Origin of the sequence: Microbacterium gilvum, assembly GCF_039543865.1 — a bacterium.
GTDB lineage: Bacteria > Actinomycetota > Actinomycetes > Actinomycetales > Microbacteriaceae > Microbacterium > Microbacterium gilvum.
Map to the genome: position 1 here is coordinate 187060 of NZ_BAABKO010000007.1, position 21797 is coordinate 208856.

Annotated in this window: 17 protein-coding genes; 15 read left to right on the forward strand and 2 right to left on the reverse strand. The window is 73.6% G+C overall.

The features are described from left to right. The first annotated feature begins 107 nt into the window (after positions 1 to 107). Genes ABD998_RS17195 through ABD998_RS17220 form a run of 6 tightly spaced genes read left to right on the forward strand, consistent with a single transcriptional unit; the run spans position 108 to position 7914 of the window. A complete protein-coding gene (locus tag ABD998_RS17195; RefSeq protein WP_345442076.1) occupies positions 108 to 1496 on the forward strand; it encodes an FAD-binding oxidoreductase in 1389 nt (462 codons plus the stop codon). Between the two features lie 43 nt (positions 1497 to 1539). Then, positions 1540 to 3180 (forward strand): ABC transporter substrate-binding protein, encoded by a 1641-nt coding sequence (locus tag ABD998_RS17200; RefSeq protein ID WP_345442078.1) that lies wholly within the window; start codon positions 1540 to 1542, stop codon positions 3178 to 3180. A 5-nt stretch (positions 3181 to 3185) separates the two neighbouring features. Further along, positions 3186 to 4205, forward strand: a complete 1020-nt coding sequence (locus tag ABD998_RS17205; protein WP_345442081.1) for an ABC transporter permease — start codon at positions 3186 to 3188, stop codon at positions 4203 to 4205. After that, the gene (locus tag ABD998_RS17210) at positions 4202 to 5041 is read left to right on the forward strand and encodes an ABC transporter permease (RefSeq protein ID WP_345442084.1); all 840 of its coding nucleotides are present in this window, start codon (positions 4202 to 4204) and stop codon (positions 5039 to 5041) included. Before ABD998_RS17205 ends, ABD998_RS17210 begins: the two co-directional genes overlap by 4 nt. 34 nt (positions 5042 to 5075) lie before the next feature. After that, positions 5076 to 6692, forward strand: a complete 1617-nt coding sequence (locus ABD998_RS17215; protein ID WP_345442087.1) for an ABC transporter ATP-binding protein — start codon at positions 5076 to 5078, stop codon at positions 6690 to 6692. Positions 6693 to 6708: 16 nt separating this feature from the next. Next, entirely contained in the window at positions 6709 to 7914 is a 1206-nt protein-coding gene (locus ABD998_RS17220) for an aminotransferase-like domain-containing protein (RefSeq protein WP_345442090.1), read from the forward strand. Between the two features lie 28 nt (positions 7915 to 7942). Here the strand turns inward: ABD998_RS17220 and ABD998_RS17225 are convergent, their stop codons facing one another. Continuing rightward, a complete protein-coding gene (locus tag ABD998_RS17225) occupies positions 7943 to 9598 on the reverse strand; it encodes a phospho-sugar mutase (protein WP_345442093.1) in 1656 nt (551 codons plus the stop codon). Continuing rightward, positions 9598 to 10428: a purine-nucleoside phosphorylase gene (locus tag ABD998_RS17230; RefSeq protein WP_345442096.1), complete on the reverse strand. Its 831-nt coding sequence runs from the start codon at positions 10426 to 10428 to the stop codon at positions 9598 to 9600. The genes ABD998_RS17225 and ABD998_RS17230 overlap by 1 nt, the downstream gene beginning before the upstream one ends. 68 nt (positions 10429 to 10496) lie before the next feature. On the opposite strand from ABD998_RS17230, the gene ABD998_RS17235 reads away from it, so the two are divergent. The 9 genes from ABD998_RS17235 to ABD998_RS17275 all read left to right on the forward strand — a co-directional run bounded on the left by ABD998_RS17235 (position 10497) and on the right by ABD998_RS17275 (position 21748). Further along, complete coding sequence (locus tag ABD998_RS17235) at positions 10497 to 11936, forward strand: NAD(P)H-quinone dehydrogenase (RefSeq protein WP_345442098.1); 1440 nt, start codon at positions 10497 to 10499, stop codon at positions 11934 to 11936. A gap of 313 nt (positions 11937 to 12249) precedes the next feature. After that, the gene (locus ABD998_RS17240; protein ID WP_345442100.1) at positions 12250 to 13371 is read left to right on the forward strand and encodes a thiamine pyrophosphate-dependent enzyme; all 1122 of its coding nucleotides are present in this window, start codon (positions 12250 to 12252) and stop codon (positions 13369 to 13371) included. Next, a complete protein-coding gene (locus ABD998_RS17245) occupies positions 13368 to 14411 on the forward strand; it encodes an alpha-ketoacid dehydrogenase subunit beta (RefSeq protein WP_345442102.1) in 1044 nt (347 codons plus the stop codon). The genes ABD998_RS17240 and ABD998_RS17245 overlap by 4 nt, the downstream gene beginning before the upstream one ends. Beyond that, entirely contained in the window at positions 14408 to 15685 is a 1278-nt protein-coding gene (locus ABD998_RS17250; protein WP_345442105.1) for a dihydrolipoamide acetyltransferase family protein, read from the forward strand. The genes ABD998_RS17245 and ABD998_RS17250 overlap by 4 nt, the downstream gene beginning before the upstream one ends. A 15-nt stretch (positions 15686 to 15700) precedes the next feature. Next, positions 15701 to 17308 carry a carboxyl transferase domain-containing protein gene (locus ABD998_RS17255; RefSeq protein ID WP_345442107.1) on the forward strand — a complete coding sequence of 536 codons (1608 nt, stop codon included), beginning with the start codon at positions 15701 to 15703 and terminating at the stop codon, positions 17306 to 17308. Positions 17309 to 17313: 5 nt separating this feature from the next. Then, positions 17314 to 19227 (forward strand): ATP-binding protein, encoded by a 1914-nt coding sequence (locus ABD998_RS17260; RefSeq protein WP_345442109.1) that lies wholly within the window; start codon positions 17314 to 17316, stop codon positions 19225 to 19227. Next, the gene (locus tag ABD998_RS17265) at positions 19224 to 19700 is read left to right on the forward strand and encodes a MaoC family dehydratase (RefSeq protein ID WP_345442112.1); all 477 of its coding nucleotides are present in this window, start codon (positions 19224 to 19226) and stop codon (positions 19698 to 19700) included. The genes ABD998_RS17260 and ABD998_RS17265 overlap by 4 nt, the downstream gene beginning before the upstream one ends. Further along, on the forward strand, positions 19697 to 20524 hold the full coding sequence (locus ABD998_RS17270) for an HpcH/HpaI aldolase/citrate lyase family protein (protein WP_345442115.1): 828 nt from the start codon (positions 19697 to 19699) through the stop codon (positions 20522 to 20524). The genes ABD998_RS17265 and ABD998_RS17270 overlap by 4 nt, the downstream gene beginning before the upstream one ends. A 12-nt stretch (positions 20525 to 20536) precedes the next feature. After that, positions 20537 to 21748, forward strand: coding sequence for an acyl-CoA dehydrogenase family protein (locus ABD998_RS17275; RefSeq protein WP_345442118.1), 1212 nt, complete (start codon positions 20537 to 20539; stop codon positions 21746 to 21748). Positions 21749 to 21797 lie beyond the last annotated feature (49 nt).

The following is a 21797-nucleotide window of genomic DNA, read 5'->3' on the forward strand; positions in this document are numbered from 1 at the left end:
GCAACACCGTCCGACGCACCGCGACGCATCCTGAAACGCGGCGAAACACACGGCAACCGCGTGACACGCGCGTTGGAGTGCGCCGAGCGCCCTGCCACAGTCGCCCCATGACCATCCTCACCGCCGACGCGATCGGAACGCTCCTCGACGCCCTGCGCACCGAGGGCATCCGCGTCGAGGCTCCCGGCGCCGGCACGGCGCCCTACGCGCATGACGCGGGCACGCGCGCGTCCGCTCCCGGATCCGGGCCGGCCGTCGCCTTCCCCGCGAGCGCGGCGGAGGTGCAGGCCGTCGTCCGGGCGGCGGCGTCCGCGCGGATCGCGATCATCCCCCGCGGGGCGGGATCGGGTCTCTCGGGCGGCGCGGTGGCGACGCCCGATCAGCTCGTCGTCTCGACCGAGCGGCTCACGCGCATCGTCGAGATCGCGCCGGCCGACGAGATCGCGGTCGTCGAGCCCGGCGTCATCAACGCCGACCTCAACGCGGCGCTCGCCCCGTACGGCCTGTTCTACGCCCCCGATCCCGCCAGCTACGCCATCTCGTCGATCGGCGGGAACATCGCCACGAACGCGGGCGGCCTGCGGTGCGCGAAGTACGGCGTCACGCGCGAGTCGATCCTCGCCCTCGACGTCGTGCTGCCGGACGGCGAGCTCGTCTCCATCGGCCACCGCTCGCTCAAGGGCGTCACGGGCTACGACCTCGTGTCGCTCCTCACGGGCTCGGAGGGCACGCTCGGCATCGTCGTCTCGGCGACCGTGCGCACCCGGCCGCTTCCCGTGGCCCGTCGCACGCTGAGCGCGTTCTTCCCGTCGACGGCCGAGGGCGCCGTCGCGCTCGGGGCCATCACGGCGTCTCGCGTGCGCCCCGCGGTCGTCGAGTTCCTCGACGAGCCGAGCCTCGACGCCATCGACCGGCACAGCGGCACCTCGCTGCGCGCACGCGGGGCGGCGCTCGTCCTCGTCGAGCTCGACGGCTTCGGCATCGACGAGCAGACCGCCGAGCTGAGCGCGGCCCTCCATGCCGCAGGCGGAACCGTGACGGCGGAGCCGGAGGAGGACGCCGCCGTGCTGTGGGAGCTGCGCCGCAGCGGTCGCGGGCTTCGCGAGGGGGAGTGGTTCGTCGGAGGCGACGTCGCCGTTCCGAAGTCGCGACTGCCCGAGGTCTACGCCGCGTTCGCGGAGATCGAGCGCGCCCGCGGCGTCCGCATCGCCGCCGTGGCGCACGCGGGCGACGGCAACCTGCACCCCGTCGTGACGCGCGCCATCCCCGCGGGCGGCGACCCCGCCCATCCCGATGCCGCCCTGCACGACGCGCTCGAGGACATCGCGCGTCTCGCCCTCTCCCTCGGCGGCACCGTCACAGGCGAGCACGGCGTCGGCCGCGTGAAGCGGCAGCTCGCGGCCCTCGAGCTGCCGCCGCGTGTCGTCGCCCTGCACCGCGCCCTCAAGGACGCCCTCGACCCCCACGCCCTGCTGAACCCCGGCACGGCCTTCTGACCCCTCCCACAGGCTCCACCCCACCCGAAGGAACCGCACGATCATGACCCGCCGCCTCCCGCGCGCGCTCGCCGCAGGCATCGGCCTCGCCGCAGCCGCCTCGCTCCTCGCCGGCTGCGCCGGTGCCGCAGACCAGTCCGCCTCCGCCGGCGCCGACTCGAAGGAGGGCGGCGACATCGTCTTCCTCATCGACTCGCTCGGCGACAGCTGGATCCCCAACAACAGCTCGATCTCGAGCTTCCAGGGCCACATCTGGGGGCACGTGACGGACAAGCTCGTGTACGTCGACGAGGCGGGCGAGGTCAGCCCGTGGGTCGCCGAGAGCTGGGAGCAGAACGACGACGCGACCGAGTTCACCCTCCACCTGCGCGACGACGTGACGTTCTCCGACGGCACGCCGCTCGACGCGGAGGCGGTCGTGGCGAACCTCGACAGCTGGGCGTTCGGCGATCCCGAGAACGGGATCAACCCGATCGGGCTCTTCCCCAAGACGTACGAGAGCGCGGAGGCCGTGGACGACACGACCATCGCGGTGTCGTTCGACGCACCCACGCTCGGGTTCATCCCGACGCTCGGCTACCACGGCTCGATCCTGCTCTCGCCCGAGACGCTCGCCCTGCCCGCGGAGGAGCAGGCCGACCTGTCGAACGACGTCGGCAGCGGGCCCTTCACGGTGGAGTCGTGGAAGGAGGGCGACAGCGTCGTCCTCGTCAAGCGCGACGACTACGACTGGGGTCCCGAGGCGCTCGCGCACGACGGCCCCGCCTACCTCGACTCGGTGACGTACAAGCTCGTCTCCGAGTCGTCCACGCGCTCGGGCGCCATCGCGTCGAACCAGGCCGACGTCGCCTACAACATCCCGCCGCAGGAGCTCGGCGGCCTCGCCGACCAGGGCTTCGTCGTCTCGACCCCGCGCTACCTCGGCTTCGTCAACGGATACCGGCTGAACGCGTCGGTCGCCCCCTTCGACGACACGCTCGTGCGCCAGGCGTTCCAGCACGGCATCGACCGCGACGAGATCCTCTCCACCGTGTACACCGAGGACTGGGAGGCTGCGGAGTCGTTCATCCAGAGCAACGTGCCGGAGGCGACCGACCACTCCGACGCGTTCGCGTACGACCCCGAGCTCGCCGCGCAGCTGCTCGACGACGCGGGATGGACCGAGGGCGCCGACGGCGTCCGCGAGAAGGACGGCGAGCGCCTGTCGCTCACGCTCTACCCGAATCCGTACCTCGTCACGAGCGAGGCGATCGACGAGCTCGTCGCGCAGCAGCTCGCGGCGATCGGCTTCGACGTCTCGATCGAGGCGTACGACGTCGTGACGTTCGGCGAGAAGGTGTCGGGCAACACGAGCCTGTCGAACTACGAGGTCACGCGCAGCTTCATCGACGTCGGCACGGTCGCGTCCATCCTGACCGACGCCGAGAACGGCGAGAACTGGTTCGGCGTCGGAGAGAGCGATGCGACCCTCAACGACCTCCGCGACGGCATCGCCCAGGCGACCGACCTCGACACCCGCGCGGTGCTCGTCGACGAGCTGCAGCAGTACGTCCTCGAGCAGGCGTACTTCGCGCCCCTCACGCAGATCGTGCAGCGCATCTACGTGCAGAACCCCGCGCTCCAGGGCGTGACGTACAACGGCGTCGCCTACGCGAACTTCTTCACCGCCTGGCTCGAGGGGTGACGGCCGTGAACCGCGCGTACCTGGCCTATGCGGGGCGCCGCCTCGCCCAGGCCGCCGCCGTGGTCGTCCTCGCATACGTGTTCACGTTCATCGTGATCAGCGTGCTGCCGGGCGACCCCGTCACCAACACCCTCCGCAACCCCGAGAACGGGTTCAGCGAGGAGGAGATCGCGCGGATCACGGCCTACTACGGACTCGACCAGCCCGTATGGGTGCAGCTGTGGCAGTCGCTCTCGCGGTTCCTCGTGGGGGACCTCGGCATCTCGATGCGGTCGAACCTGCCCGTGTCGCGGCTCATCGCCGAGGTCCTCCCCTCCACCCTCGTGCTGGCCGGCACGGCCCTGCTCGTCGCCGTGGTGCTCGCCCTCGCCATCGCCTACGGCACGCAGCGGCTGCCCCGCCGCTACGGGCAGGGTGTGCTGCGCGCGTTCCCCTCGCTGTTCCTCTCGATCCCGAACTTCGTCATCGGCCTCCTGCTCATCCAGGTCTTCGCCTTCCAGCTCGGGGTCTTCCGCATCATCGACCCCGAGGGGGCGTGGGCGACGTTCTTCGCGGCGGTCGCGCTCGGCATCCCCGTGTCGGCGCAGATCGCCGAGGTGCTCATCGCGGGCCTCGACCACGAGGCCCGGCAGGAGTACGCCACGGTGGCGAGGGCGCGCGGGCTCGCGCAGGCGCCGCTGTTCCTGAAGCACCTGCTCCGCCCGTCGTCGCTCCCCGTCGTCACCGTGCTCGCGCTGACCGTGGGCGAGCTGCTCGGCGGGGCGCTCATCACCGAGACGATCTTCGGGCGCACGGGGATCGGGAGCCTCGTGCAGCGCTCGGTGTCGACACAGGACCTGCCCGCGCTGCAGGCGATCGTGTCGCTCGCCGCCGTCGTGTTCGTCGTCGTCAACCTGCTCGCCGACCTCGTCTACCCCCTGCTCGACCCGCGCGTGAAGCTCGTCGGCCCGGCGGCCCGCCGCGCGACGACGGCCGACGACCGCGCCGCCGAGCCCGCTCCTCGTCAGGAGGCGCTCGTCCCATGACCGCCATCAGCCTCACCCGCCCCGCGCTCGACGTGCGCGCGCTGGCGACGCGCGTGCCCGTGACCGTGGTGCTGTCGTTCGCCGTCATCGCCGTCGTGCTCGCGTGGTCGCTCGCCCCCGCGCTGTTCGCCCCGCAGGATCCCGTCAACGGCGTGCCAGCCGACAAGCTGCTCGCCCCGAGCGCTGCGCACTGGTTCGGCACCGACCACCTCGGACGCGACGTGTTCTCCCGCGTCGTGCACGGCACCGCGTCATCGGTGTCGAGCGCCCTCGTCGCCGTGGTCATCGGCGTCGTCGTCGGCGGCGCCATCGGCCTCGTCGCCGGTTTCGCGGGCCGCTGGGTCGACGTCGTCCTCGGCCGCATCGTCGACGTGCTCCTGGCGATCCCGAGCTTCCTCCTCGCGGTCGTCATCGTGAGCTCGCTCGGCTTCCAGACGATCAACGCCGCGATCGCCACGGGCGTCTCGGCGGTCGCGGTGTTCGCCCGCGTCATGCGCGCGGAGGTCATCCGCACGAAGGAGTCCGTGTTCGTCGAGGCGTCGGCGCTGCAGGGCGGCACGCCGCTGCAGGTGCTCGTGGGACACGTGCTGCCCAACGCGTCGCGCTCGGTGCTCACCCTCGCCGTCCTGCAGTTCGGCCTGTCGATCCTCGTGATCGCCGGACTCGCCTTCCTCGGGTACGGCGACCCGCCCCCGGCGTCCGACTGGGGTCTCCTCGTCTCCGCAGGCAAGGACTACGCGACCGCCCCATGGCTCGTCGCCGCCCCCGGCGCCGTCATCGTCGTGACCGTGCTGTCGGTCAACCGCATCAGCCGCTGGCTGAGGAGGACCGCATGACCGCCGCCCACCCGCCCCGCGAACGGAGCACCCCATGACCGCGCCGCTCCTCAGCGTCGACTCGCTGTCGGTGTCGTACGGACGCACCGAGGTCGTCCACGACGTCTCCTTCGACCTCGCCGCCGGCCAGACCCTGGCGCTCATCGGCGAATCGGGATCCGGCAAGTCGACCATCGCCCGGTCGGTGCTGAGGCTCCTCCCCGCCGACTCCGCGCGCGTGCGGGGGAGCGTCGTCCTCGACGGTCGCGAGATCCTCGCGCTCCCCGAGCGGCGGTTCCGTCCGCTGCGCGGCCGCACCCTGGGCTTCGTGCCGCAGGATCCGGCGCACGCGCTCAACCCCGTCCGCACGATCGGCTCGCAGGCGCACGAGGCCGCGGCGCTCCTCGACGGAGCGGATGGCGACGCCCGCCGGGAGCGCATCCTCCGGACGTTCGCGCGCGTCGGACTGGACGCCCCGGAGCGGATCCTGCGCTCCTACCCGCACCAGCTCTCCGGCGGCATGCTGCAGCGCGTGCTCATCGGCCTGGCCGTCCTCCCCGAGCCCTCGCTCATCGTGGCCGACGAGCCGACCAGCGCCCTCGACGTCACCATCCAGAAGCGCATCCTCGACCTGCTCGGCGAGCTCCGGTCGTCCCTCGGCGTCGGCCTCCTCCTCATCACGCACGACCTCGCCATCGCGGCCGAGCGGGCCGACGAGCTCGTCGTCCTGAAGGACGGCGCCGTGCAGGAGGCCGGCCCCGCGCGAGCCGTGTTCGCCGCCCCTTCGTCGGCGTACGCACGCGATCTGCAGGCCGACGTGCCGGCCCTGCACCCGCATCGCTACGACGCGCTGCGCGCGGCTCGGACGACGGGCGGCGGGTCGCGGATCGCGGTGCGCGGCGTCACGAAGCGCTTCGTGGTCGACGGCAGGCCGTTCACGGCCGTCGACGACGTGTCGTTCGAGGTCGCCGCCGGGACGACGCACGCGCTCGTGGGCGAGTCGGGATCGGGGAAGACGACCGCGGTCCGCCTGCTCCTCGGGCTCGAGCAGCCCGACGCCGGAGAGGTGGTCGTCGCGGGCGAGCGAGTGGACGGCCGCGCATCGGGAGAGCTGCGGACGGCCCGTCGTCAGCTGCAGCTCGTCTACCAGAACCCGTTCACATCGCTCGACCCGACGTGGCGGATCGACCGCATCGTGCGGGAGCCGCTCGACCGGTACGCGGTCGGCAGCCGGGCCGAGCGGGTCGCGGCCGTCGCCGACGCGCTGGCCTCGGTGGGCCTCGGCGCGCACCTCGCCCGGCGCCGGCCCTCCGACCTCTCGGGCGGCCAGCGCCAGCGTGTCGCGATCGCCCGGTCGCTCGTGCTCCGCCCCGACGTCATCGTCCTCGACGAGCCCACATCCGCCCTCGACGTCAGCGTGCAGGCCGAGATCCTCGACGTGCTCGTCCGCCTCCAGGCCGAGCGCGGGCTCACCTACCTCTTCGTCTCGCACGACCTCGCGCTCGTGCGCCAGATCGCCGACACCGTCACCGTGCTGCAGCGGGGCCGCATCGTCGAGCAGGGCGCCGCGGCCGATGTGCTCGACACGCCGGCAGAGCCGTACACGCGTGCGCTCGTCGACGCCATCCCCGACCCGTCCGCCCATCGCGGCGCCCTCGCCGGCGCCGTCTGACCCGCAGGGAGCATCCATGACCATCCCCTCCGCGCTCGTCGAGCGCCGCCGCCCGGAGCTCGTCCGCGCATTCACCGTGCCGAAGGGCTTCGGAGACCAGACCCTGCGCGATCGCCGGGCCGACGCCATCGAGCTGCTCGGTGGCATCCCCGACGCCGGCGCGCTGCCGACCGACGAGATCGCGGCCGCGACGGCGCGCGTGCTCGCCGAGCCGGGTGTGCCCGCCCTGCAGTACTCGCGGACAGCGGGCATCCCCGCCCTCCGCTCCTGGATCGCGGCGCGCGAAGGCGTCGCGGAGGAGCGCGTGCTCGTCACGAACGGCGGGTTCCACGGGCTGGCGCTCGCCATCCAGGCGCTCCTCGAGCGCGGCGACCTCATCGCCGTCGACAACCCGATCTTCCCGCTGTTCCTGCGCGGCGCCGAGCTGTCGGACGCGCGCATCCTCCCCGTCCCCGTCACGGCCCAGGGGATCGACGTCGCGCACCTCGCCGCCCTGCTGGAGGCGGGGGAGCGGCCCGCGGCGCTGTACACCGTCCCCGACTTCCACAACCCCTCGCAGGGCACCCTGCCGGCCGAGCAGCGCGTCGAGCTCGTCCGGCTGGCGGAGCACTACGGATTCCTCGTGCTCGCCGACAACCCCTACCGCGAGCTGCGCTTCCGCGGCGAGGGCGTGAGCGCGGAGCCGTTCAACACGTCGAGCCACGTCGTGCACGTCAACACGTTCACGAAGACCCTCGGCCCCGGCCTCCGGCTCGGATGGCTCGTGCTGCCGGAGGACCTCGCCGGCGACGTCGCGGCCCTGCGCGCGCGACAGGACTCGCACAGCTCGACGTTCGTGCAGGCGGTCATCGCCGAGCTTCTCACGAGCGATCCCGGCATCTTCGACGCGACGCTCGACCGTGCGCGGGCGCTGTACCGCGAGCGGTCGGACGCGTTCTCCGCGGCGCTCGAGGCGGAGGCGCCCGGCGTGTTCGAGATCACACCGCCCGAGGGCGGGCTCTTCCTCTGGCCGCGTCTCGCCGACGACGCCATCGACGCCGACCGGCTCGCAGACGATGCGAGCGCGGAGGGCGTCGAGTACCAGCGCGGGTCGTTCTTCCCGTCGGGCCCCGGCACGGGTGCAGACCGGCACCTGCGCTTCGCCTTCGGCGACAAGCCCGTCGCCGTGCTGGAGGAGGCGGCGGCGCGCCTCGGCCGGGCGATCCGACGGCAGACGGCGTAGCGCCGGGCGCTCGACCGGGTGGCGAGCGTCAGCTCCCCGCCCGGTCGAGCACGTCGCGCACGGCCGCGTCGAGGGCGACGAGCCGGGACGCCGCGTCGTCCGCCGTCTCGCCGCGCACGTCGAGATAGGCCTTCAGCTTCGGCTCCGTGCCGCTCGGGCGCACGATCACCCGCGAGCCGTCGGCGAGCGCGTACCGCAGGATGTCGCCGGCCGGCCCGCCGTCTGCGGGGTGCAGCAGGTCCTCCGTGCGTGCGACATCGACGCCGCCGAACGCGCGCGGCGGCTCCGCCCGCAGCCCGGCCATGATGCGGGCGATGACGCCGACGTCGTCGACCCGCAGGGACACCTGCCCGCTCGCGTCGTGGCCGATCTCGGCCGTCAGCTCGTCGAGGAGCCCTGCGATCGTCGTGCCGCGCCCGCGAGCCTCGGCCGCGAGCCCGAGCACCGCGACCGCGGCGGAGATGCCGTCCTTGTCGCGCACCGTGCCGGGGTTCACGAGGTAGCCGAGCGCCTCCTCGAACCCGTACACGAGGCCCGGCGCGCGCGAGATCCACTTGAAGCCCGTGAGGGTCGTATGGAAGCCGAGGCCGTAGCGCTCGGCGATCGCGCCGAGCCCCGGCGACGAGACGAGCGAGCACGCGAGCGAGGCGCCGGGCTCGCCGGCAGCCGCGCGCGCCGCGCGGAGCCCCAGGAGCAGTCCGATCTCGTTCCCCGTCAGCCGCCGCCATCCGTCCGCCGTCGGGATGCCCACGGCGAGGCGGTCGGCATCCGGATCGTTCGCGAGGACGAACTCCGCGTCGGAGGCCGCCGCGGTCTCGAACGCGAGATCCATCGCGCCGGGCTCCTCCGGATTCGGGAACGCCACGGTCGGGAACGCGCCGTCCGGGGCGATCTGCGCCTCGACGAGCGCGGGCGCCGGGTACCCCGCGCGATCGAGGATGGCCGAGAGCGTCTCCCATCCCACGCCGTGCATCGCCGTGTACGCCCAGCGCATGCCGTCGGCGGAGGCGGGAGCGGGCGCGACGGCGGCCGTCGCGATCTCGTACGCCGCGACGATGGACTCGTCGGCGATCTCGTAGGCCCCGGAACGGGGGAGGCCGGGCACGGGCCGCTCGTCCGCGATGCGCTGGATGTGCGCGGCGATCTCGCGGTCGGCCGGCGACACGATCTGCGCCCCCTCGTCGGCGCCGCCGAGGTAGACCTTGTACCCGTTGTCGTCGGGCGGGTTGTGGCTCGCCGTCACCATCACGCCCGCGTTGGCGCCGAGGTGCCGAACGGCGAACGCGAGCACGGGCGTGGGCAGGAGCCGGGGGAGGAGGACGGCCTTGAGGCCCGCGCCCGCGAACAGCTCGGCCGAGTCGCGGGCGAACACCTCGGAGTTCCGGCGGCCGTCGTAGCCGATGACGACCGTCGGCACGCCGTCGACGTGCTCCGAGAGGTAGGCCGCGAAGCCGGCAGCCGCCTGCGCGACGAGCACGCGGTTCATCCGGAGGGGGCCCGCTCCGAGGCGGCCGCGCAGCCCGGCCGTGCCGAACGCGAGCCGCCCGCCGAACCGGGCGGCGAGCTCGGCCGACGCGGTGTCTTCGCCCGCCTCCGCCGCGCGCACGAGCTCCTCCAGCTCGCGGCGCGTGACGGGATCGGGGTCCTGCGCGAGCCAGGCGCGCGCCTGCGCGACGGCGTCCATCACAGCTTCCCGACCACCTCGGCGAGGAGCGCGGAGATGCGGCCCTCGGCCATCCGACCCGCCTCGATGACCTCGGCATGGCTGAGCGGGTCGGGCGAGATGCCCGCCGCGAGGTTGGTGATGAGCGAGAAGCCGAGCACCTCCATGCCGGCCTGACGTGCAGCGATGGCCTCGAGAGCCGTCGACATGCCGACGATGTGGCCGCCGATCGCCTTGGCCATCTGCACCTCGGCCGGCGTCTCGTAGTGCGGCCCCCGGAACTGGCAGTACACGCCCTCGTCGAGCGACGGGTCGACCGACCGGGCGATGTCGCGCAGGCGGCGCGAGTAGAGGTCGGTGAGATCGATGAACGTCGCCCCTTCGAGCGGCGAGTCGGCCGTGAGGTTGATGTGGTCGCTGAGGAGGACGGGCTGCCCCGCCGTCCAGGTGTCCTTGATGCCGCCGGCGCCGTTCGTGAGGACCATGGTCGTCGCCCCGGCCGCGGCCGCCGTGCGGACGCTGTGCACGACACGGCGCACGCCGTGGCCCTCGTAGTAGTGCGTGCGGGCGCCGATGACGAGGACGTTGCGCCCCGCCGGCGTCCGGACGCTCCGGAGGGTGCCGACGTGGCCCTCCAGCGCGGGCTTCGAGAAGCCCGTGACGTCCGTGGCCGGGATGGTCGCGATCGTCTCGCCGATGAGCTCGGCCGCCTTGCCCCATCCGCTTCCGAGCGTGACGGCGACGTCGTGGTGCTCCACCCCGGTGAGGCGCGCGATGTCGGACGCCGCGGCCCTGGCGACCTCGAACGGATCGGCGGGCGGGTCGAGGGGATGGGCGCCGTGCTCTGTCATGGCACGAGCATAACGACGGCGCCTCCGCGCCGGTCGTGCCCTCCCCAGGGAAGGAGGACAATGGGGGCATGGCCTTTGATTTCGAGCGGACGCAGCGGATCGCGATTCTGGGAGGCGGCCCCGGCGGCTACGAGGCGGCGCTCGCGGGCGCCCAGCTCGGCGCCGACGTCACCCTCGTGGAGTCGACGGGCGTGGGCGGCTCCGCCGTGCTCACCGACGTCGTCCCCTCCAAGACGCTCATCGCGACGGCGGACGCCGCCCAGTCGATCGCCGACGCGGGGGAGCTGGGCGTGCAGTTCTACGCGAAGGGGGGCGATGGCAAGCCCCTCAAGCCCGAGGTCGCCATCAACCTGCTCGCGATCAACAAGCGGCTCCTGGCGCTGGCCGGGCAACAGTCCGAGGACATGCGCGCCCAGCTCATCGAGGCGGGCGTGAAGATCATCTCGGGCCACGGGCGGCTCGAGGGCGACGAGGCCATCGTCGTGTCGACGGGGCCCGGCGGCACCGACTTCGACCGCGTCGAGGCCGACACCATCATCGTCTCGGTCGGCGCGTCGCCGCGCGAGCTGCCGTCCGCGAAGCCCGACGGCACGCGCATCCTCACGTGGAAGCAGCTGTACGACATCCCCGCTGTGCCCGAGCACCTCATCGTCGTCGGATCGGGCGTCACGGGCGCCGAGTTCGCCTCGGCGTACATGAACCTCGGCGCGAAGGTGACGCTCGTCTCGAGCCGCGACCAGGTGCTCCCCGGCGAGGACCAGGACGCCGCGAAGGTGCTCGAGAAGGTCTTCACGCGCGGCGGGATGACGCTCCTCGCCAAGTCGCGCGCCGAGTCGGTCGAGAACACGGGCGACGGCGTCGTCGTCACCCTGTCGGACGGCCGCACGGTCGAGGGCTCGCACTGCCTCATGGCGGTCGGCTCCGTCGCGAACACGCGCGACATCGGGCTCGAGGGCGCGGGCGTGCAGACCGACGAGGGCGGGCGCATCCGGATCAACAAGGTCGGCCGCACGTCGGTCCCCAACGTGTACGCGGTCGGCGACTGCACGACGATGATGCCGCTCGCGTCGGTCGCGTCGATGCTCGGACGGACGGCCGTCTTCCACGCCATGGGCGATGTCGCCATCCCGTTCGACACCCACAAGATCGCGGCGAACATCTTCACGAGCCCGGAGATCGCGACGGTCGGATGGACGCAGCCGGCCGTCGACGAGGGCGCCGTGAGCGCCGAGGTCCACAAGCTCCCGCTCGCCTCCAACGCGCGCGCGAAGATGATGGGCGTCAAGGACGGCTTCGTGAAGCTCTACGCCCGTCAGGGCTCAGGCACGATCGTCGGCGGCGTCATCGTCGCGCCCCGGGCCTCCGAGCTCATCTACCCGATCTCGATCGCCGTCGAGCGCCGCCTGACGGTCGATCAGGTCGCACGCGTGTTCGCCGCGTACCCGTCGCTCGCCGGATCCATCACCGACGCCGCCCGCGCCCTGCACCACGTCGACCTGCGCGGGTAGCGCCCGCGCGGGTGAGTCGCCGGCTCCGCCGCTGTCACCTGACTCCAACGGATATCCGCTTGCCGAGACCCCACGGGATTCAGCGGAATCAGGTGGCTTCTCGCCAAACGGATATCCGTTGGAGGAGGCGAACACGGAGAACAGGGGTGTGCGGGAGAGGGCGGGTTGAGCAATCTGCGCTGTGGCGGATGATCCCGTTGCTCGGTCTGCTCGGGGAGCGTAGCGTGTGGCCTGTCCACGCCAGGACGGCACAGTCCCCACCCGGGACGACCGGGCGCCCACGAAGCGCCGCGCGAACGAGGAGGTTCCGCGTATGTCGATCGCCATCCCCGCTCCCCGGAGCGAGCTCGTCGAGGGGATCGACGCCCCCCTCTCCCTGATCTCCCCCGACGGCTCCCGCCGACACGAGCCGGTCCTCGATCCGCACCTGGGCGACGTCGACGAGACGGTGCTCACCGACCTCTACGTCGACATGGCCGTCGTCCGCCGCCTCGACGAGGAGGCGTTCGCCCTCACCCGTCAGGGCGAGCTCGTGCTCTGGCCGCCGTCGCGCGGGCAGGAGGCCGCGCAGGTGGGGGCCGCTCGCGCCATCCGCGACGACGACTTCGTCTTCGGCTCGTACCGCGAGCACGCCTTCGCGCTGCTGCGCGGCGTCGACCTCGGCGAGATGCTGTCGGTCTGGCGCGGCGCGGCGCTGTCGGGATGGGATCCCCTCGTCCACCGGCTCGCCCCCTCGCAGATCATCATCGGCGCCCAGACGCTCCACGCCACCGGCTACGCCATGGCCGCCCGCCGCGCGGGAGGCGACGACATCGCGCTCGCCTGCTTCGGCGACGGAGCCACGAGCGAGGGCGACGTCAACGAGGCGATGGTCTTCGCGAGCTCGTTCCGCGCGCCCGTCGTCTTCCTCTGCCAGAACAACCAGTACGCCATCTCCGAACCCGTGCGCGTGCAGTCCGCGACCCCGCTCGCGCTGCGTGCGACAGGGTTCGGCATCCCCGCCCTCCGCGTCGACGGGAACGACGTCCTCGCCGTTCGCGCCGCCGTCCGCCTGGCCGCCGAGCACGCCCGCTCCGGCAAGGGGCCGTCGTTCGTCGAGGCCGTCACCTACCGGATGGGCCCGCACACGACGACCGACGATCCCGCCCGCTACCGCGACGACGCCGAGGTGGCGGCGTGGCGCGCCAAAGACCCGCTCGATCGCCTCGAGCGGCACCTGGCGCGCATCGGCGCACCCGTCGACCGGATCCGCGAGGAGGCGGGCATCCGATGCGATGCGCTCGCCGCGCGTCTGCGCGACGCCGTCGTCCGCGCCGAGGCTCCTGCCCCCGAGACGCTGTTCGATCACGTGCTGACCGCGCCGACACGACGACTCGAGCGCCAGCGCGCCGAGCACCTCGCCTTCGCGGCGAGCGTGGAGGGCGGCGCGCGATGACCGAGGAGACCCTGACGCCCGAGACCCTGACGCCCGAGACCCTGACGCTGGGCGCGGCGGTCGGACGCGCGCTCGGCGACGCCCTCGACGCCGACCCGGACGTCGTCCTCCTCGGCGAGGACATCGGACGGCTCGGCGGCGTGTTCCGCGTCACCGACGGACTGCAGGCGCGCTTCGGCGCCGACCGCGTCATCGACACGCCGCTCGCCGAGGCGGCGATCGTCGGCACCGCGGTGGGCATGGCCTACCGCGGTGCGCGCCCCGTCGTCGAAATCCAGTTCGACGGATTCGTGTTCCCCGCGCTCGACCAGGTCGTCGCCCAGGTGGCGCGACTGCACTACCGCACGCGCGGACGCGTTCGGATGCCGCTCACCATCCGGATGCCCTACGGCGGCGGCATCGGCTCCGTCGAGCACCACGCGGAGTCGCCCGAGGCCTACTTCGCCCACACGCCGGGCATCCGGGTCGTGACGGCCTCGAGCGCCCAGGAGGCGTACTCGACGCTGCGCGCCGCGATCGCGAGCGACGACCCCGTGCTCTTCCTCGAGCCGAAGGCGCGCTACTGGGCCAAGGGAGAGGTCGACGTCGACGCGACCGCCGACCTCGAGACCGCCCGCGTGCTGGTCCCCGGGCGCGACGCAACGCTCGCCGTGTACGGTCCGCTCGTCCAGACCGCGCTCGACGCGGCGGCCGCCGCCCGAGAGGAGGGCATCGAGATCGAGGTGATCGACCTCCGGTCGATCTCCCCGCTCGACGTCGACGCCGTGGTCGCGAGCGTGGAGCGCACGGGCCGCCTCGTCGTCGCCCATGAGGCGCCCGCCGAGGCGTCCGTCTCGAGCGAGCTCGTCGCGTGCGTCGTCGAGCGCGCGTTCGCCGCGCTGGAGGCTCCGCCCGAGCGCGTCACGGGATACGACACGCCCTACCCGCCGTCTGCGCTCGAGCAGCACTACCTCCCCGGCCTCGACCGCATCCTTGACGCGGTCGACCGCGCGCTCGGCCGCCGCTCGTCGCGATCGCTGCTCGCAGGAGGCGCGCGATGAGCATCGTGTTCCGCCTGCCCGACCTCGGAGAGGGCCTCACAGAGAGCGAGATCGTGAGCTGGAAGGTCGCGGAAGGCGACCAGGTCGCGCTCAACCAGGTCATCGCGGAGGTCGAGACCGCGAAGGCGGTCGTCGACCTCCCGAGCCCCTACGCCGGGACCATCCGCCGTCTGCACGCGGCGGAGGGCGACACCGTCGAGGTGGGCGCCCCGCTCGTCGAGTACGAGCTGGCGCCGCCAGGCCCCGATCCGGCCGCGCCGGCGGCGGCGCCCGCGTCCGAGACCCGTGAGCACGAGGACGAGCCCGACACCGCGCACCAGCCCGAGCCGCAGCCGGAGCCCGAGCGCGTGCCCGTGCTCGTCGGCTCCGTCGCGGTCGGGGGCGCGACGCGCGCCGCTCGTGCACCCCGCACGTTCGCGCAGACGCCGTTCGTGCGCGAGGAGCGCGCCGCCGCCCGCGCCTACCCTCCCGTGCGGCGTCTCGCGAAGGAGCGCGGCATCGACCTCGCGGCCGTCGTCGCGACGGGGGAGGGCGGGGTCGTCACGCGCTCCGACCTCGACCGCGCGGTGCGTGCGCCCGCGGCAGCCCCCGGCCCCCGTCGTGAGAAGGCGACGGGCCTGCGCCGCCAGACCGCGAAGACCATGACGGCGGCGCTCACCGTGCCGCAGGCGGCGTGCTTCCTGCAGGTCGACGTCACCGAGACGCTGCGCCTCGTGCACGATCTCGCCGACGAGCAGGGAGCGCCGACCCTGCTCTCCCTCGTGGCGCGCGCGGTCGTGCTGGCCGTGCCGCGCACGCCGGGCGTCAACGCCGCCTACCTGCCCGAGACGGACGAGATCGAGTTCCGACCGACGGTGAACCTCGGGATCGCTGTCGCCGCCGATCGCGGGCTCCTCGTCGCGAGCGTCGACGACGCCGGCCGCCTCGATGCGGGGTCGCTCGCCGCCGCGATCGCCCGGTGCGCCGCCGAGGCCCGTGCCGGCACCATCGGGATGGCCGCGCTGACGTCCGCGACGCTCACGCTCTCGAACGTGGGCGTGTTCGGCGTCGACGGCGGCATCCCCCTCCTCGCCCCCGGGCAGTCGGCGATCATCGCGCTCGGCGCCGTCCGCCGCATGCCGTGGGAGCACGAGGGCGGGGTCGCGCTGCGCGACGTGCTCACCGTCACCGTGACGTTCGACCACCGCGTCGTCGACGGCCGCGAGGCGAGCGGGTTCCTCCGGGACGTCGGCCGGATGCTGGAGCGACCGGGGCTCGCGCTCGCGCGCGGGTGACGGCAGGAGGGCGCCATGGACCGGCTCACGACGACGGTCGACGCGACAGGCGAGGAGGGTGCGCGGCGCGCGGCCGCGCTCGCCGCCCTCGTCGAGGATCTGCGCTCGCGCCTCCACGCGGCGGCGCGGGGAGGCCCGGACCGTGCCCGGCAGCGGCACGTCGAGCGCGGCAAGCTGCTGCCGCGGGAGCGGATCGACCGCCTGCTCGACGCGGGCAGCCCGTTCCTCGAGCTGTCTCCCCTCGCCGCCGGCGGCGTCTACGACGACGAGGCGCCCGCCGCCGGCATCCTCACGGGCATCGGGCTCGTCTGCGGGCGGCGCTGCATGATCATCGCCAACGACGCGACGGTCAAGGGCGGGACGTACTTCCCGCTCACCGTGAAGAAGCACCTGCGCGCCCAGGAGATCGCGCGCGAGAACCGCCTGCCGTGCATCAGCCTCGTCGACTCGGGCGGCGCCTTCCTCCCCCTGCAGGACGAGGTGTTCCCCGACCGCGAGCACTTCGGGCGCATCTTCTACCACCAGGCCGTGATGAGCGCCGAGGGCATCCCGCAGATCGCGTGCGTGATGGGATCGTCGACGGCGGGAGGGGCCTACGTCCCCGCCATGAGCGACGAGACCGTCATCGTCGCGGCACAGGGCACCATCTTCCTCGGAGGGCCGCCCCTCGTGCGCGCGGCGACGGGCGAGGTCGTCACGGCGGAGGACCTCGGCGGCGGCGAGATGCACACGACCGTGTCGGGCGTCGCCGACCACCTCGCGGACTCCGACGACCACGCGCTCGGCATCGTGCGCGACATCGTGTCCACCCTGCCGCCGAGCCCTGCGCCGCCATGGGAGACCGTCGCCGCCGAGGAGCCGCTGGTCGACCCAGCCACGCTGGGCGCCGCGCTCCCCGTCGATCTCCAGACGCCGTACGACGTGCGGGAGATCATCGCGCGGCTCGTCGACGGCAGCGCGTTCCACGAGTTCAAGACGGGGTTCGGCGCGACGCTCGTCACGGGCTTCGCGCGGCTGCACGGCCATCCCGTCGGGATCGTCGCGAACAACGGCGTGCTGTTCTCCGAGAGCGCGCAGAAGGGAGCCCACTTCGTCGAGCTCTGCGATCAGCGGGGCGTCCCCCTGGTCTTCCTGCAGAACATCACCGGCTTCATGGTGGGGTCCGAGTACGAGCGCGGGGGCATCGCCAAGCACGGCGCGAAGATGGTGACGGCCGTCTCGTGCGCGCGCGTGCCGAAGCTCACCGTGGTGGTGGGCGGCTCGTTCGGCGCAGGAACCTACTCCATGTGCGGGCGGGCGTTCGATCCGCGCTTCCTGTGGCTGTGGCCCACAGCACGCGTCTCCGTCATGGGCGGCCCCCAGGCCGCGAGCGTCCTCTCCACCGTCAAGCGCGAGCAGATCGAGACGGATGGCGGAACGTGGTCGGACGAGGAGCAGGCGGCGTTCGAAGCCCCCATCCGGGAGCGGTACGAGCGGCAGGGGTCGCCGTACTACTCCACCGCGCGGCTGTGGGACGACGGCGTGATCGACCCCGCGGACACGCGCCGCGTGCTCGCGCTCGCCCTCGACGTCGTGGGGCAGGCGCCGCTCCCGGGCATCCGGCACGGCGTCTTCCGGATGTGATCGCCGTGTTCGACAGGGTCCTGATCGCCAACCGCGGCGAGATCGCGGTGCGCATCATCCGCACGCTCGATCGACTGGGCGTGGAATCGGTCGCCGTGTTCTCCGACGCCGACGCCGATGCGCCGCACGTCCGCGCGGCGACCACGGCCGTCCGCATCGGGCCGGCCGACGCGCGCCGGTCGTACCTCGACGGTGCGGCCGTCATCGGCGCCGCGCTCGCCGCCGGCGCGCAGGCGGTGCACCCCGGCTACGGCTTCCTCTCCGAGAACGCCGCCTTCGCCCGGGCGTGCGCCGAGGCGGGGCTCGTGTTCGTCGGCCCGCCGGCTCCCGCCATCGAGACGATGGGCGACAAGATCCGCGCACGCGCGGCGGTGGAGGCGCGCGGCGTCGCCACCGTGCCCGGCATCGCGCGGCCGGGGCTCTCCGACGCCGACCTCGTCGAGGGGGCCGCCGAGGTCGGCTACCCCGTGCTCGTGAAGCCGTCGGCGGGCGGGGGCGGCAAGGGGATGCACAGGGTCGACCGCGCGGACGACCTGCCCGCGGCGCTCGCGCAGGCGCGCCGCGAGGCGGCGGCGGCGTTCGGCGACGACGCGCTGTTCGTGGAGCGGTTCGTCGCCGAGCCCCGGCACATCGAGGTGCAGGTGCTCGCCGATGCGCACGGCGCCGTCATCCACCTCGGCGAACGCGAATGCTCGCTGCAGCGCCGGCACCAGAAGATCGTGGAGGAGGCTCCGAGCCCCCTGCTCGACCCGGCGCAGCGGGCGGCCATCGGGCGCGCCGCCTGCGAGACGGCTCGCGCCGTGGGCTACGCGGGCGTCGGGACGGTCGAGTTCATCGTGTCGGCCCGGCGCCCCGACGAGCCATTCTTCATGGAGATGAACACGCGCCTGCAGGTCGAGCACGCCGTCACCGAGCTCGTCACGGGCATCGACCTCGTGGAGCAGCAGCTGCGTGTCGCGGCGGGGGAGCCGCTCGCCCTCACGCAGGACGGCATCCGGCTCGCGGGTCACGCCATCGAGGCGCGCGTCTACGCGGAGGACCCCTCGAACGGATTCCTGCCCACGGGCGGGCGCCTGCTCGATGTGCGGTGGCCCGCTGATGTGCGCGTCGACGCGGGGGTGGCGGCGGGGTCGCTCGTCGGCGCGCACTACGACCCGATGATCGCCAAGGTCGTCGCCCACGGCGCGACGCGCGCGGACGCGCTCGCGTCCCTGCAGCAGGCGCTCTCTGCGACGCGGCTCCCCGGCGTGACGACGAACATCCGCTTCCTCGGCCGGCTGCTCGACCTGCCCGCCGTCGTGGCAGGCGATCTCGACACGGGTCTCGTCGACCGCGAGGTGCCGGCGCTCTCGGCCGATCCCGTCCCCGACGCCGACTTCGCCGCGTGCGCCGTGCACGAGGTCCCCTCCGGCCACGGCGCGTGGCGCGCCGACGGATGGCGCCTCGCGGGCGCACGGGGAGCGGTGCTCCGCTACGCGGACGGCGATGGCGAGGCTGTCGTGACGGTGCGGGAGCGCGACGTCGTCGTGGAGCGGGCGGGGTCGCGCGCCGTCGTGCCGCGCGCAGAGCTCGCCGACCTCGAGGTGCGTGCCGCCGAGGACGGCGCGACGCTCTGGGTGTCGGGTGCGGCCGGCGACCGCGCGATCTCGCGCCCCGCCCTCGTCCGCCGGGCGCTCCGGGCCTCGTCTCCCGAGCTCGTCTCGCCCATGCCGGGCTCCGTCGTCGCCGTGCACGTCGCCGACGGGGACGAGGTCGCCCTGGGCGACGCCGTCGCGAGCGTCGAGGCGATGAAGATGGAGCACGTGCTGCGCGCGCCCGTCGCGGGCGTGGTGCGCCTCCTGGCGGTCGTCGGCGCGGCCGTGGTCCGAGGACAGCGGCTCGCCGTCGTCGAGCCCCCGACGGACGAGCGACGGCCATGACCGGCGAGCGGAGGATCACGCAGCGCGGACTGTGGCTCGACGAGTTCGAGATCGGCGTCGTCTACGAGCACCGCCCTGGGCGCACGATCACGGAGGGCGACGACGTGCTGTTCACGACGCTCACGATGAACACGCAGGCGCTGCATCTCGACGCGCACTGGGCCGCGCAGACGGAGTTCGGCGAGCGGCTCGTGAACTCCATGCTCACGCTCGCCACGATCGTCGGGATGTCGACGGGCCAGCTCACGAACGGCACGATCGTCGCGAACCTCGGGTTCTCGTCCGTCGAGTTCCCCGCGCCCATGCGGCACGGCGACACGCTGTACGGCGAGACGCGCGTCGTCGACATCCGACCGTCGCGATCCCGCCCCGGCCAGGGCGTCGTGACCCTCGAGCACACGGGCCGGAACCAGGACGGCGTCGTCGTGGCGAGGGCCGTCCGCGCCGTCCTCATGCAGGGGAGGCCCGCATGAGCACCGTCCTCGGTCCCGCGCTGCTGTTCTGCCCCGGCGACCGCGCCGACCGCTTCGAGAAGGCCGCCGAGCGTGCCGACGCCGTCGTCCTCGACCTGGAGGACGCCGTCGCCCCGGAGGCGAAGGACACCGCGCGCGCGGCCGTCGCCGCCTCCGCGCTCGACCCCGACCGCACGATCGTCCGGGTGTGCGACGCGCGGTCCGGGCGCCTGGCTGCCGACCTCGCCGCCGTGCGACGCTCGCCGTACCGCACCGTCATGCTCGCGAAGACGGAGAGCCCCGCCGACGTCGACGCCGTCGACGGCGATCTCGACGTCGTCGCCCTGTGCGAGACCGCCGCCGGCGTCGTGCACGCCGCCGCGATCGCCGACCACCCCCGGGTCGTCGCGCTGATGTGGGGCGCGGAGGACCTCGTCGCGTCGCTCGGCGGCACCTCGAGCCGCACGCCCGGCGGCGCCTACCGCGCCGTCGCGGCGCACGCCCGGTCCGCGGTCCTCCTCGCCGCGGGAGCCGCCCGCAAGGCCGCGATCGACGCCGTCCGGATCGACATCGACGACATCGAGGGCTGCCGGACGGAGGCGGAGGACGCGGCCGCGAGCGGCTTCGCGGCGAAGGCCGCCATCCATCCCGCGCACGCCGCGGCCATCCGCTCGGCCTTCGCCCCGCCGCCCGACGACGTCGCCTGGGCGCGCGCCGTGCTCGCCGCGGCGCAGGGGCGCGGCGCCTTCCGCCTCGACGGCCGGATGGTCGACGAGCCGGTCCTGAGACACGCGCGCGGCATCCTCGCGCGCGCCCGCAGCGGCGCCACGAGCGCCGCACCGTGAAAGGAGACGACGATGTCGATCATCACGCCCACCCGCACGCCCGTTCCCGGCACGGACATGCTCGCCCCCGATCTGCAGGAGCTCGCGCGCCGTGTCCGCGACTTCGCCGACGAGGTCGTCGCCCCCGCCGCCTACGCCTACGACACCGAGCGGCGCCTGCCCGTCGAGATCATCCGCGAGATGGGCCGGATGGGACTCTTCGGCCTCCCGCTGCCGGAGGAGTACGGAGGGCAGGGGCTGTCGTACCTCCACCTGTGCGTCGCCGTCGAGCAGCTCGCGCGCGTCGACCAGTCGATCGCCGTGACCCTCGAAGCGGGCGTCGGCCTCGGCGCGATGCCGATCCACCGCTTCGGCACCGACGAGCAGCGCCGCGCGCACCTGCCCGCCCTCGCGCGCGGGGAGGGGCTCGCGGCCTTCGGCCTCACCGAGGCGGAGGCGGGGTCGGACGCCGGGGGCACGAGGACGACCGCCGTGCTCTCGGACGGCTGGTGGACGATCGACGGGACGAAGCAGTTCATCACGAACTCGGGGTCTCCGCTCACCCGCATCGTGACCGTCACCGCCGTGACGGGCGAGCGCATCGACGACGACGGCGCCCGGCGCCCCGAGCTGTCGACGATCATCGTGCCCGTCCCGACGCCGGGGTTCACGGCGCTGCCCGCCTACGACAAGGTCGGATGGCACACGTCCGACACGCACCCGCTCGTCTTCGAGGGGGTGCGCGTTCCCGAGGGCAACCTGCTCGGCGAGCGCGGACGCGGCTTCGCGAACTTCCTCAGCGTGCTCGACGAGGGCCGTGTCGCGTTCGCCGCTCTCTGCGTCGGCGTCGCGCAGGGCTGCCTCGAGCAGGCGGTGCTCCACGCACGGCGGCGGGTCGTGTTCGGCCGCCCGATCGGGGACAACCAGCACATCGCGTTCACGATCGCCCGCATGCAGGCGCGCGTCGCATCGGCTCGGGCCGTCATGCACGAGGCGGCGCGCCGCCTCGACCTCGGGATGCCGTTCACGACCGAGGCGTCGCTCGCGAAGCTCGTCGCCTCGGAGGCCGCCGTCGCGAACGCGGGCGATGCGACGCAGATCTGGGGCGGGTACGGGTTCATGAACGAGAACCCGGTCGCCCGGCACTACCGCGACGCGCGCGTGCTCACCCTCGGCGAGGGGTCGACGGAGGTGCAGCTGGGGGTCATCGCGCGCAGCCTCGGCTTCGCGCGCGCCTTCGGCTGAGGCGGGCGCAGACGCCGCGAGCCGGCCCCGGATCCCGGGGCCGGCTCGC